This window comes from Pseudomonas sp. 300 (genome assembly GCF_055803035.1).
Window position 1 is genome coordinate 265,129 of record NZ_JAVLRV010000003.1, and the last position, 12,499, is coordinate 277,627.

Here is a 12,499-nt window from a genome sequence, read left to right on the forward strand (position 1 = left end):
TGCCCATCGAAGTTCTCCTGTGGGAGCGAGCCTGCTCGCGATTCAGGCGCCGCGGTGTCTCAGGAACACCGCGTTATCGTTCAATCGCGAGCAGGCTCGCTCCCACAAGGGATCGGGGGTTACAGCGCTACGTGCATAAAGCTTTGCGACTGCGCCAGCGCGAACGGGCTGAACACCTGCCAATTCTGCTCACGCTGAAACCGGCCTTTGATGAACGGTGCAATCGGGCCGCTCACGTTATTCACCGGCTGCAAACTGTCCTGGGCAAAGTGCTGAAGGCCGAAAACCTCATCGACCATCAACCCGGCAAACACCTCGTTATGCTCCACCACCAATACCCGCCGCTGCTTACGCACAGTCGACAGCTCATGGCCAAAAAAGCCGCACAAATCCATCATCGGCAACAAGCGCCCGCGCAGGTTGGCCACGCCTTTCACCCACGGTTTGACCCCCGGCAGTTGCGTGAACCGCGGCTCGTGCAGGACTTCGCTGACTTCACCCATCGGCGCGACATACCAAGCCTCACCCAAACGAAAACCGATGCCGCTCCAACTGTCCTGTCGGGTCGGCTGCGACGGCAGGTCCGCCGCCAGCAGACGGCAACGCTGGTCGATCTGCAGCAGCAGTTCGAAGGCGGTCAGCGACTCGGTCATGGTCGGGAGATCAACCGGCCAGCACGTTGTTCAGGGTCTTGATCAGGGTGTCTTCGTCGACCGGTTTGGTCAGGTAATCCTTGGCGCCCTGGCGTGTGCCCCAGACCTTGTCGGTTTCCTGATCCTTGGTGGTGATGATGATCACCGGGATGTGCCCGGTTTCCGGGTCTTTGGTCAACTGGCGGGTCGCCTGGAAACCGTTGAGGCCGGGCATGACGATGTCCATCAGCACCGCGTCGGGTTTTTCCAGACGGGCCAGGGCCACGCCGTCGGCGCCGTTTTCGGCTTTCAACACTTCATGACCGTGCTTTTCCAGCATGCCGGTCAATTTGTACATTTCGGTCGGCGAATCATCGACGATCAGAATACGTGCCATGGTTTTCCCCATTCTTCTTGTCGACGCCGGGCCCGCTGGCCGAGCGTCACTGTGCGTGTCCTACTGCGGCAAAACGGCGGCGAAGCCCGGTACATGGGCCTGGATCGCGTTCAGCAGTTCTTCCTTGCTGAAAGGCTTGGTCAAAAACTGGTCGGAACCGACGATACGCCCCTTGGCCTTGTCGAACAGCCCGTCCTTGGACGACAGCATGATCACTGGCGTGGACTTGAACGCACTGTTGTTCTTGATTAAAGCGCAGGTCTGATAGCCATCCAGACGCGGCATCATGATGTCGACGAAAATGATGCCTGGATGATTGTCGGCAATCTTGGCCAGGGCATCGAAACCGTCGATGGCCGTGATGACCTCACACCCCACGTTCTTCAGCAGCGTTTCGGCGGTGCGGCGAATCGTCTTCGAATCGTCGATCACCATGACCTTCAAGGCGCTGGAATGCTGGTCCATAGATGCTCTGCCGTCGCCTTTGCGAATCAATTTGTCCGTTTCCGATAACCGGAGGCTCGAAACCCTTGATGTTTAAGGGCCAGAACGATATGGCAGCCTTTTTAGCACAGTCTCCAAATGCAATCTATCGGGGGACTGGCGCGGTGGTTTTTCCTTGACCGGGAACACACTCGGCGCCACTCTGACGCCACTTTTTCGTGTCCTTTCGGACCACCCCATTTCGAGGAAAAACCCATGAGCGTTCGCGTCGGGATTGTCATGGACCCTATCGCCAGCATCTCCTATAAAAAGGATAGCTCGCTGGCCATGCTGCTGGCCGCACAGAAGCGCGGTTGGGAACTGTTCTATATGGAACAGGGCGATTTGTATCAGGCCGAAGGTCAAGCGCGGGCGCGGATGCGGCCGCTGAAAGTCTTCGCCAACCCGGAAAAATGGTTCGAACTGGAAGCCGAGACGGACGCGCTGTTGAGCGATCTGGACGTGATCCTGATGCGCAAGGATCCGCCGTTCGACATGGAGTTCGTCTACTCCACTTACCTGCTGGAGCAGGCCGAGCGCGCCGGCGTGCTGGTGGTCAACAAGCCGCAGAGCCTGCGTGACTGCAATGAAAAACTGTTCGCCACGCTGTTTCCGCAGTGCACGCCGCCGACCATCGTCAGCCGTCGCCCGGACGTACTGCGCGAGTTCGCCGATCATCACGGCGACGTGATCCTCAAGCCACTGGACGGCATGGGCGGTTCTTCGATCTTCCGTCACACCGCCGGCCACCCGAACCTGTCGGTGATTCTCGAAACCCTGACCTTGCACGGCAAGCAGCAGATCATGATCCAGGGTTACCTGCCGGCGATTGTCGACGGCGACAAACGCATCCTGATGATCGACGGCGAGCCGGTGGATTATTGCCTGGCGCGGATTCCGGCCGCCGGCGAAACCCGTGGCAACCTCGCGGCCGGTGGTCGTGGCGAAGCCCGTCCGCTGACCGAGAAAGACCGCTGGATCGCCGCGCAAGTCGGCCCGACCCTGCGCGAGAAAGGCCTGCTGTTCGTAGGCCTGGACGTGATTGGCGAGCACCTGACGGAAATCAACGTCACCAGTCCGACCTGCATTCGCGAGATTGATAATGCGTTCGGCACCGACATCGGCGGGATGCTGATGGATGCCATCGATCAGAAGCTCAAGGCTCGTTGATATAGAACAGCCAGGATCGAACCAACATTGCGTTATCATGCGCGGCCTGTGAAAAACGCGATGTTGGTTTTCTTGTCATGACACTTCCGTCCGATCTGCCCGCCGAACTCGCCCACCGTGGTGTGCGCCCGGCCGATCGCCTCGGATTTACCCTGTTTCTCGCGGCGCTGATTCACCTGGCCTTGCTGTTGGGCGTCGGCTTCACGATGGTCGAACCCAAGCAAATCAGCAAAACCCTGGAAATCACCCTCGCCACCTTCAAGAGCGAAAAGAAGCCGGCAAAGGCTGACTTTCTCGCCCAGGAAAATCAGGAAGGCAGCGGTACCCTGGATAAAAAGGCGATTCCCAAGACCACCGAGGTCGCGCCGTTCCAGGACAACAAGGTGCAAAAAGTCACGCCACCGCCGGCCGCCAAACCTGAAGTGCAGGAAGCGCCGCCCAAGGCTGCCGTGACCACTGTCGCACCGAAACCGAAAAAAGCCGCAGCCAAGACCGAAGAACCCAAACCCGTGACCAAACCTGCGGTCGCCGCGCCGACGTTCGACAGTGAACAGTTGTCCAGCGACATCGCCAGCCTCGAAGCGGAACTGGCCAACGAACAACAGCTATACGCCAAGCGCCCGCGCATTCACCGTCTGAGCGCCGCTTCGACCATGAAAGACAAGGGCGCCTGGTACAAGGACGAATGGCGCAAGAAGGTCGAGCGCATCGGCAACCTCAATTACCCCGACGAAGCGCGGCGCCAACAGATTTACGGCAATCTGCGCTTGATGGTCTCGATCAACCGCGACGGCTCGCTGTATGAAGTGCTGGTGCTCGAGTCCTCCGGGCAACCGCTGCTGGATCAGGCGGCACAGCGGATCGTAAGGCTGGCAGCGCCGTTTTCGCCGTTTACCGGGGATTTGTCGGACATCGACCGACTGGAAATCATCCGGACGTGGAAGTTCGCGCGCGGGGATCGCCTCTTCAGTAATTAGTCACGATGCATAACCCTGTGGGAGCGGGCTTGCCCGCGAAAGCGGTCTTTCTGACACATTGATTTTGAATGTAGCGCCCTCATCGCGGGCAAGCCCGCTCCCACAGGGAATCAATTGTTGTCGGGATTTGCGGCATTTCCTACGCATCCCCAGCTTGTCAGTTCGCCCCTCCAACGCCACACTAGCGCTCATGAAAAACGTCAGCCCCAGCTACCTCAAGCATCACTTCCTGATCGCCATGCCGCACATGGCCGACCCGAACTTTGCGCACACCTTGACCTACATCGTCGAGCACACGGCCAATGGTGCCATGGGGCTGGTGGTCAACCGTCCGCAAGACCTGAACCTGGCCGATATCCTCGAGCAATTGCGCCCCGATATCGAACCGCCGATGCTCTGCCAGCATGTGCCGATCTTCATCGGCGGCCCAGTGCAGACTGATCGCGGTTTTGTCCTGCACCCGTCGGGCAAGCAGTTTCAGGCGACCGTTGATCTGGAAGGCGACCTGTCGTTGTCCACCTCCCAGGACGTATTGTTCGCCATCGCCGACGGTGTCGGTCCGGCCAAAAGCCTGATCGCTCTCGGTTATGCGGGTTGGGAAGCCGGGCAGCTTGAGGCCGAACTGGCCGACAACGCCTGGCTGACCTGCCCGTTCGATGCCGACATCCTGTTCAACACCAGCAGCGAACTGCGCCTCGAAGCGGCGGCCAAGCACCTGGGCGTCAATCTCAGCCTGCTCACCAGTCAGGCGGGACACGCCTGATGGCCCTGCGTCTGATTCTGGGTTTCGACTACGGCACCAAACAGATCGGCGTGGCAGTCGGCCAGGTGATTACCGGCCAGGCCCGCGAGTTGTGCACGTTGAAGGCGCAAAACGGGGTGCCCGACTGGATTCAGGTCGAAGCGCTCATTAAAGAGTGGAAACCCGATGCCGTGGTGGTCGGCCTGCCATTGAATATGGACGGCACGCCGAGCGACATGTGCCTGCGCGCCGAGAAGTTCGCCCGCCGCCTCAACGGCCGCTACAACCTGCCCTTCTATACCCACGATGAACGCCTCACCACGTTTGAAGCCAAGGGCGAACGACGTGATCGTGGCGGGCAAAAAGGCAGTTACCGCGACAACCCGGTCGACGCCATCGCCGCCGCCCTGCTGCTGCAAGGCTGGCTCGACGAAAACAGCGCACTGTTCGAATCCTGAAGAGCCGTAACAAGCGACTCTCTATAGCGACAACCCGGGCCACCTCCAGCACCACCCGGCCCGGGCCCAAGAAGGAGCAACCATGAGCCTGCCCAATCCCGCCGAACTGATCAGCCAGATGGCGATCCGTCTCAAGGCACATCTGGAACACCGTGGCATCAGCGAACCGCGCTACATCGGTATTCGTACCGGTGGCGTCTGGGTCGCCCAGGCGTTGCTCGAAGAACTGGGCAGCGATGCGCCGCTCGGCACGCTGGACGTGTCCTTCTACCGCGACGACTTCAGCCAGAACGGCCTGCACCCGCAAGTACGCCCATCCGCGCTGCCGTTCGAGATCGAAGGCCAGGACCTGGTGCTGATCGACGACGTGCTGATGAGCGGCCGCACCATCCGCGCCGCCATGAACGAACTTTTCGACTACGGCCGCCCGGCCAGCGTGACGCTGGTATGCCTGCTGGACCTGGACGCCGGCGAACTGCCGATCCGCCCGAACGTCGTGGGCGCGACCTTGTCGCTGGCGGCCCACGAGCGCGTGAAACTGTCCGGCCCGGAGCTCAAGCTCGAACTGCAAGACCTCGCCCTTTAATTCGCCCTATTGAGAGTCCCCCTCGCGATGACGCCTCTAGAAACCAAGCGCCCGCTGCAGCTCAATGATCAGGGCCAGCTGCGCCACTTCCTCTCGCTCGACGGTCTGCGCCGCGAGCTGCTGACGGAAATCCTCGACACCGCCGACTCGTTCCTCGAAGTTGGCGCCCGGGCCGTGAAGAAGGTCCCGTTGCTGCGCGGCAAGACCGTGTGCAACGTGTTCTTCGAGAACTCGACCCGCACCCGCACCACCTTCGAACTGGCCGCCCAACGGCTGTCGGCCGACGTGATCACGTTGAACGTGTCGACATCGTCGGCGAGCAAGGGCGAAACCCTGCTCGACACCCTGCGCAACCTGGAAGCGATGGCCGCCGACATGTTCGTCGTGCGTCACGGTGATTCCGGCGCTGCGCACTTCATCGCCGAACACGTGTGCCCGCAAGTGGCGATCATCAACGGCGGCGACGGCCGTCACGCCCACCCGACCCAAGGCATGCTCGACATGTTGACGATTCGTCGGCACAAGGGCGGTTTCGAAAACCTTTCGGTAGCCATCGTCGGCGACATCCTGCACTCGCGGGTCGCGCGCTCGAACATGCTGGCGCTGAAAACCCTCGGTTGCCCGGACATCCGCGTGATCGCGCCGAAAACCCTGCTGCCGATCGGCATCGAGCAATACGGCGTGAAGGTTTACACCAACATGACCGAAGGCCTGAAAGACGTCGACGTGGTGATCATGCTGCGCCTGCAACGTGAACGCATGACCGGTGGCCTGCTGCCGAGCGAAGGTGAGTTCTACCGCCTGTTCGGCCTGACCACCGCACGCCTCGCCGGCGCCAAACCGGATTGCATCGTCATGCACCCGGGCCCGATCAACCGGGGCGTGGAGATCGAGTCGGCGGTGGCCGACGGTCCGCATTCGGTGATTCTCAACCAGGTGACCTACGGCATCGCGATTCGTATGGCCGTGCTGTCCATGGCCATGAGCGGGCAGACTGCCCAGCGCCAATTCGAGCAGGAGAACGCCCAGTGAAGCTCAGCATTCTCGGCGCCCGCGTGATCGATCCAGTCAGCGGGCTGGATCAAGTGACTGATATCCACATCGAAGCCTGCAAGATCGTCGCCCTTGGCGCCGCACCGGCCGGTTTCGTTGCCGTCGACACCCTCGACGCCCAAGGCCTGGTGGCCGCACCGGGGCTGGTCGACCTGAACGTCGCCCTGCGCGAGCCGGGCTACAGCCGCAAAGGTTCAATCGTCAGCGAAACCCGCGCGGCCGCCGCCGGTGGCGTGACCAGTCTGTGCTGCCCGCCAAAAACCAAACCGGTGCTGGACACTTCGGCCGTGGCCGAACTGATCCTCGACCGCGCCCGCGAGGCCGGCAACACCAAGGTGTTCCCGATCGGTGCCTTGAGCAAAGGCCTTGAGGGTGAGCAACTGGCAGAGCTCGTGGCTTTGCGCGACGCCGGTTGCGTGGCGTTCGGCAACGGTCTGGAAAGCTTCCGCAACACCCGCACGCTGTGCCGGGCGCTGGAGTACGCGGCGACCTTCGACCTGACGGTGATTTTCAACTCGCAGGACCATGATCTGGCCGAAGGTGGCTTGGCGCACGAAGGCCCGACCGCCAGTTTCCTCGGTTTGCCGGGGATTCCGGAAACCGCCGAAACCGTGGCATTGGCCCGGGATCTGCTGCTGGTCGAGCAAAGCGGCGTGCGCGCGCACTTCAGCCAACTCACCAGCGCTCGCGGCGTGGCCCTGATCGCTCAGGCTCAGGCCCGTGGACTGCCGGTGACCGCCGATGTGGCGTTATATCAGCTGATCCTGACCGATGAAGCACTGATCGACTTCAGCAGCCTCTATCACGTCCAGCCGCCGCTGCGCACCCGCGCCGACCGCGATGGCTTGCGTGAGGCGGTGAAGTCGGGAGTGGTTTCGGCGATTTCCAGCCATCACCAACCCCATGAGCGGGACGCCAAACTGGCGCCGTTCGGTGCCACCGAGCCGGGTATCAGCAGCGTTGAACTGTTGCTGCCATTGGCGTTGACGCTGGTGGAGGATGGCTTGCTGGATCTGCCGACGCTGCTGGCACGCCTGAGTGCCGGGCCTGCTGAAGCATTGCGCTTGCCGGCGGGGAAACTGGTGGTGGGTGGGGCGGCGGACATCGTGCTGTTCGACCCGACGGCTTCGACCGTGGCCGGTGAAACCTGGTTGTCCAAGGGTGAGAACTGCCCGTTCATTGGGCATAGCCTGCCAGGCGTGGTGCGTTACACGCTGGTGGATGGGCGGATCAGCCACCAGGCTTGATACTGAGCAGTCCCAATCGCTGGCAGGGCTAGCTCCCACACAGGATCTGTGAACAACACAAATCCTCTGTGGGAGCCAGCCTGGTGGCGATGACTTACTGGAAAGTGCCGCGATTCTGCGCGTTGCGCACTGACACCTGATCATTCAGCGTCCAGAAGTCATACAAAACCCCCAGAAAGAACAAACCGCCCGTCACCAGGTACAGCAACCCGCTGATCCACTTCCCCTGATACATCCGATGCACGCCGAGCACCCCGAGAAACGTCAGCAGAATCCACGCGACGTTGTATTCGATCGGCCCGGGGGTAAAACGCAGGTCCGCTTCGCGGTCCATGGCCGGGATCAGAAAGACGTCGATCAGCCAGCCGATACCCAACAAACCGAAGGTGAAGAACCAGATCGTCCCGGTCACCGGTTTGCCGTAATAAAAGCGGTGAGCGCCGGTAAAACCGAAAATCCACAGCAGGTATCCGATCACTTTGCTGTGGGTATCTTGATGTGGAACGGGGTGTTGATAGGTGTTCATGAATGGCCTCGAATCACACGATAGATAAATATTCTTGAATTCTTTGTGACTTTTTTACAGGTGGCCGACGTATGGCAAGTGTTACCTTGTCTGCCGTCAAACCCTTATAGCACCTGACTTCTGTCCGACAATGGCGTCCATTTGCAGCGTATTTGGTTCCGTTGACCGCCAGGTTGAATCGACCAACGGCCTCGGAATGACAAAAAAAGCTGTTATAAAGTTTCGCGCTAACCCATATGAGCCTTGCCTAATGCGTCCATTTTTCAAGACATGGCTAACCATTTGCCTTTTGATGCCACTGGCCGCCCACGCCACCAATCGTGAGCAACGTCTTCCTAACGTTAATGGTTACACCCCAAAATCCCATGTTTCTGCTCCTTCGAGCAAAAACAAACAAACGGCCAAGCCATCGACTTCGCTGAGCAAAGCCAACAGCAAGCTTGTCCCGCCGATGGCGAACAAGGAAAGCAGCAATGTGCTGAGCCGTGCCGTCAACGTCCTCGGTACACCTTACCGTTGGGGCGGCAGCAGCCCAAGTAAAGGGTTCGATTGCAGCGGCCTGGTGAAATACGCGTTCAACGATGCCACGTTTGACCTGCCGCGCACCTCGAACGCCATGGCCAGCGGTCATGGCGAGAAAGTCGATCGCAAGGATCTGAAGCCGGGCGACCTGATTTTCTTCAACATCAAGAGCCGCCGGGTCAATCACGTTGCCATCTACCTGGGCAATGACCGCTTTATCCACGCACCACGCCGTGGCAAGTCGGTGACCATCGACACCTTGAAGAAACCGTACTGGGAAAGCCACTACGTGGTAGCCAAGCGGGTTCTGCCGAAAGAGAAGAACACGCTGCAGGTTGTTCAGCGTTGATTTGAAAATCCCGGATCTGATCCGGGATTTTTTTTGGCCATGATGCCCCCATCGCGAGCAGGCTCGCTCCCACAGGTTTCAGAGGTGTTCACACAATTTGTGTACGCCATAAATCCTTGTGGAAGCGGGCTTGCCCGCGAAGGGGCCATTGAAAGCACTACACATCTCCCGGTCAAAAATTATCCGGCGACCGCGCCTTCTCCCGCGCATGCTCGCGACTGATCAAACCCTTGGTCACCAATTCCTTCAAGCACATATCCAGCGTCTGCATCCCCAGATTCCCACCGGTCTGAATCGACGAGTACATCTGCGCCACTTTATCCTCGCGGATCAGGTTACGGATCGCCGATGTCCCCAGCATGATTTCATGCGCCGCAATGCGCCCGCCGCCGATCTTCTTCACCAGCGTCTGCGACACCACCGCCAGCAATGACTCGGACAGCATGGAACGCACCATCGACTTCTCATCCCCCGGAAACACGTCTACCACCCGGTCGATGGTTTTCGCCGCCGACGTGGTGTGCAACGTGCCAAACACCAGATGACCGGTCTCGGCAGCCGTCAGCGCCAGACGAATAGTCTCCAGATCACGCATCTCGCCCACCAGAATCACATCCGGGTCCTCCCGCAACGCCGAGCGCAACGCCGTGGCGAAGCTGCGGGTATCGCGATGGACTTCGCGCTGATTGATCAGGCATTTGCGTGATTCGTGGACGAACTCGATCGGGTCTTCAATGGTCAGGATGTGGTGATGACGATTGTTATTCAGGTAATCGATCATCGCCGCCAGGGTGGTGGACTTGCCGGAACCGGTCGGGCCGGTGACCAGCACCAGGCCACGGGGGGAGTCGGTAATCTTGCGAAACACTTCCCCCATCCCCAGGTCGTCCATGCTCAGGACCTTCGACGGAATGGTCCGGAACACCGCGCCGGCGCCCCGGTTCTGGTTGAACGCATTGACCCGAAAACGCGCAACACCCGGCACTTCAAAGGAAAAATCGGTTTCCAGGTGCTTCTCGAAGTCCACCCGCTGGGTGTCGTTCATGATGTCGTAGACCAGCTCCTGAACTTCCTTGTGGTCCAGGGCTGGCAGATTGATGCGCCGTACATCGCCGTCGACGCGAATCATCGGTGGCAGGCCGGCCGACAGGTGCAAGTCGGACGCGCCCTGCTTGGCGCTGAAAGCCAGCAGCTCAGTGATATCCATAGCACTCCTCAATTCCAGTAGAATGCCGCCAACCTCAGACCCGCTGGCGCCTCTTGAATGTCCACGATAGCAGACAACATTGCCCTGGTTAGTTCACGCATCCGGGCTGCCGCCCTTGCCGCCCACCGTGACGAGCACAGCGTCCAGCTCCTGGCCGTGAGCAAGACCAAGCCCGCCGAGGCCCTGCGCGAAGCGCATGCCGCCGGACTGCGCGACTTTGGCGAAAACTACTTGCAGGAAGCCCTGAGCAAACAGCTCGAATTGGCCGACCTGCCCTTGATCTGGCACTTCATCGGCCCCATTCAATCGAACAAGACTCGGGCTATCGCCGAGCACTTCGCCTGGGTGCATTCCGTGGATCGCTTGAAAATCGCACAACGCCTGTCCGAACAACGTCCTGTCGATCTGCCGCCACTGAACATCTGCATCCAGGTCAACGTCAGCGGTGAAGCCAGCAAATCCGGCTGCACCCCGGCCGACCTGCCGGCCTTGGCCAAGGCCATCAGCGAACTGCCACGCATCAAACTGCGCGGGCTGATGGCGATTCCCGAGCCGACGGAAGATCGCGCCGCCCAGGACGCCGCATTTGCGGCGGTGCAGAGCCTGCAAGCCAGCCTGAACCTGCCGCTCGACACACTTTCCATGGGCATGAGCCACGACCTCGAGTCGGCCATCGCTCAAGGCGCCACATGGGTCCGTATCGGTACGGCTCTCTTTGGCGCCCGTGATTACAGCCAGCCTTGATGGCTTTCTTTTATAAGGACCTGACATGAGCAACACTCGTATTGCCTTTATCGGTGCCGGCAACATGGCCGCCAGCCTGATCGGCGGCCTGCGCGCCAAAGGTCTGGACGCCGCGCAGCTACGCGCCAGCGATCCGGGCGCTGAAACCCGCGCCAAAGTGAACGCCGAACACGGCATCGACGTATTCGCCGACAACGCCGACGCCATTCAAGGCGCCGACGTCGTTGTTCTGGCAGTCAAACCGCAAGCGATGAAAGCCGTCTGCGAAGCACTTCGCCCGAGCTTGAAACCGAATCAACTGGTGGTGTCGATCGCCGCCGGGATCACCTGCGCCAGCATGAACAACTGGCTCGGCGCGCAACCGATCGTGCGCTGCATGCCCAACACCCCGGCGCTGCTGCGTCAGGGCGTGAGCGGCTTGTTCGCCACCGCCGAAGTCACCGCAGAACAACGCCAACAGGCGCAAGAGCTGCTGTCGGCCGTTGGCATCGCCGTGTGGTTGAACGAAGAACAGCAACTGGACGCGGTCACCGCCGTCTCCGGCTCGGGCCCTGCGTACTTCTTCCTGCTGATCGAAGCCATGACCGCCGCCGGCGTGAAGCTCGGTCTGCCGGCCGATATCGCCGCGCAACTGACCCTGCAAACCGCCCTGGGCGCCGCGCACATGGCGGTTGCCAGCGATGTCGACGCGGCAGAACTGCGTCGCCGTGTAACTTCGCCGGCGGGCACTACAGAAGCTGCAATCAAATCGTTCCAGGCTGGCGGCTTCGAAGCGCTGGTGGAAAAAGCACTCGGCGCCGCTGCGCACCGCTCGGCCGAGATGGCTGAGCAACTTGGCCGCTAATCAGCTCTTACAAAGGAATCAATGATGCTCGGACTCAATGACGCTGCCATTTTCATCATCAAAACCCTGGGCAGCCTGTACCTGCTGATCGTGCTGTTGCGTTTCATCCTGCAACTGGTCCGGGCGAACTTTTACAACCCGCTCTGCCAGTTCATCGTCAAGGCCACCCAGCCGCTGCTCAAACCGCTGCGCCGGGTCATCCCGAGCATGTTCGGGCTGGATATGTCGTCGCTGGTGCTGGCGCTGATCGTGCAGATGCTGTTGATCGCGGTCATCCTGGCGCTCAAAGGCTTCATGGTCGACTGGTTGCTGTTGGTGCCTTGGTCTCTGATTGCGCTGTTCTCGCTGTTTTTGAACATTCTGTTTTACGCAATGATCATCAGCGTGATTCTGTCCTGGGTCGCCCCGGGGAGCCACAACCCGGGCGCCGAGCTGGTCGCGCAGATTACCGAACCAGTACTCGCCCCGTTCCGTCGGATCATTCCGAACCTGGGTGGCCTCGACATCTCGCCGATCTTTGCGTTTATCGTGATCCAGTTGCTGCAAAGCTGGCTGATCCCGC

General features: G+C 60.4%; 16 protein-coding genes. 11 read left to right on the forward strand and 5 right to left on the reverse strand.

The genetic code is table 11. The annotated features are described in order from the left end of the window. Positions 1–119: 119 nt before the first annotated feature. From Q7W83_RS26550 to pilG, 3 genes are read right to left on the reverse strand one after another with little or no spacing between them, the layout of a single operon-like run. Positions 120–653, reverse strand: coding sequence for a chemotaxis protein CheW (locus Q7W83_RS26550; protein WP_150632783.1), 534 nt, complete (start codon positions 651–653; stop codon positions 120–122). 10 nt (positions 654–663) lie between these two features. After that, positions 664–1,029 carry a twitching motility response regulator PilH gene (pilH, locus tag Q7W83_RS26555; protein WP_150632782.1) on the reverse strand — a complete coding sequence of 122 codons (366 nt, stop codon included), beginning with the start codon at positions 1,027–1,029 and terminating at the stop codon, positions 664–666. 60 nt (positions 1,030–1,089) lie between these two features. Further along, positions 1,090–1,494 carry a twitching motility response regulator PilG gene (pilG, locus tag Q7W83_RS26560; protein ID WP_027926573.1) on the reverse strand — a complete coding sequence of 135 codons (405 nt, stop codon included), beginning with the start codon at positions 1,492–1,494 and terminating at the stop codon, positions 1,090–1,092. Positions 1,495–1,728: 234 nt separating this feature from the next. Here pilG and gshB point away from each other — a divergent pair, with 234 nt between their 5' ends. From gshB to Q7W83_RS26595, 7 genes are all read left to right on the forward strand, one after another. Next, on the forward strand, positions 1,729–2,682 hold the full coding sequence (gene gshB / locus Q7W83_RS26565; RefSeq protein ID WP_150632781.1) for a glutathione synthase: 954 nt from the start codon (positions 1,729–1,731) through the stop codon (positions 2,680–2,682). A gap of 77 nt (positions 2,683–2,759) precedes the next feature. Continuing rightward, on the forward strand, positions 2,760–3,659 hold the full coding sequence (locus Q7W83_RS26570) for an energy transducer TonB (protein ID WP_150637994.1): 900 nt from the start codon (positions 2,760–2,762) through the stop codon (positions 3,657–3,659). A 190-nt stretch (positions 3,660–3,849) separates the two neighbouring features. Beyond that, entirely contained in the window at positions 3,850–4,422 is a 573-nt protein-coding gene (locus tag Q7W83_RS26575) for a YqgE/AlgH family protein (RefSeq protein WP_150632779.1), read from the forward strand. After that, a complete protein-coding gene (gene ruvX, locus Q7W83_RS26580; RefSeq protein ID WP_473657972.1) occupies positions 4,422–4,859 on the forward strand; it encodes a Holliday junction resolvase RuvX in 438 nt (145 codons plus the stop codon). The genes Q7W83_RS26575 and ruvX overlap by 1 nt, the downstream gene beginning before the upstream one ends. Positions 4,860–4,941: 82 nt before the next feature. After that, entirely contained in the window at positions 4,942–5,445 is a 504-nt protein-coding gene (pyrR, locus tag Q7W83_RS26585) for a bifunctional pyr operon transcriptional regulator/uracil phosphoribosyltransferase PyrR (protein WP_008026190.1), read from the forward strand. 27 nt (positions 5,446–5,472) lie between these two features. Beyond that, positions 5,473–6,477, forward strand: coding sequence for an aspartate carbamoyltransferase catalytic subunit (locus Q7W83_RS26590; protein WP_123357320.1), 1,005 nt, complete (start codon positions 5,473–5,475; stop codon positions 6,475–6,477). After that, positions 6,474–7,745: a dihydroorotase gene (locus tag Q7W83_RS26595; protein WP_150632778.1), complete on the forward strand. Its 1,272-nt coding sequence runs from the start codon at positions 6,474–6,476 to the stop codon at positions 7,743–7,745. Before Q7W83_RS26590 ends, Q7W83_RS26595 begins: the two co-directional genes overlap by 4 nt. A 94-nt stretch (positions 7,746–7,839) precedes the next feature. Here the strand turns inward: Q7W83_RS26595 and Q7W83_RS26600 are convergent, their stop codons facing one another. Beyond that, positions 7,840–8,271: an NINE protein gene (locus Q7W83_RS26600; RefSeq protein ID WP_150632777.1), complete on the reverse strand. Its 432-nt coding sequence runs from the start codon at positions 8,269–8,271 to the stop codon at positions 7,840–7,842. Between the two features lie 250 nt (positions 8,272–8,521). Between Q7W83_RS26600 and Q7W83_RS26605 the strand changes: the two genes are divergently transcribed. Beyond that, positions 8,522–9,142, forward strand: a complete 621-nt coding sequence (locus Q7W83_RS26605; RefSeq protein ID WP_150632814.1) for a C40 family peptidase — start codon at positions 8,522–8,524, stop codon at positions 9,140–9,142. Between the two features lie 172 nt (positions 9,143–9,314). On the opposite strand, the gene Q7W83_RS26610 is transcribed toward Q7W83_RS26605, so the two are convergent. After that, positions 9,315–10,349, reverse strand: a complete 1,035-nt coding sequence (locus tag Q7W83_RS26610) for a type IV pilus twitching motility protein PilT (RefSeq protein ID WP_150632776.1) — start codon at positions 10,347–10,349, stop codon at positions 9,315–9,317. 57 nt (positions 10,350–10,406) lie between these two features. On the opposite strand from Q7W83_RS26610, the gene Q7W83_RS26615 reads away from it, so the two are divergent. The 3 genes from Q7W83_RS26615 to Q7W83_RS26625 all read left to right on the forward strand — a co-directional run. Further along, the gene (locus Q7W83_RS26615; RefSeq protein WP_150632775.1) at positions 10,407–11,093 is read left to right on the forward strand and encodes a YggS family pyridoxal phosphate-dependent enzyme; all 687 of its coding nucleotides are present in this window, start codon (positions 10,407–10,409) and stop codon (positions 11,091–11,093) included. A gap of 25 nt (positions 11,094–11,118) precedes the next feature. Continuing rightward, positions 11,119–11,937, forward strand: a complete 819-nt coding sequence (gene proC, locus Q7W83_RS26620; protein ID WP_150632774.1) for a pyrroline-5-carboxylate reductase — start codon at positions 11,119–11,121, stop codon at positions 11,935–11,937. 24 nt (positions 11,938–11,961) lie between these two features. Beyond that, a partial coding sequence (locus Q7W83_RS26625) for a YggT family protein (protein ID WP_473657985.1) occupies positions 11,962–12,499 on the forward strand: 538 nt, incomplete at its 3' end.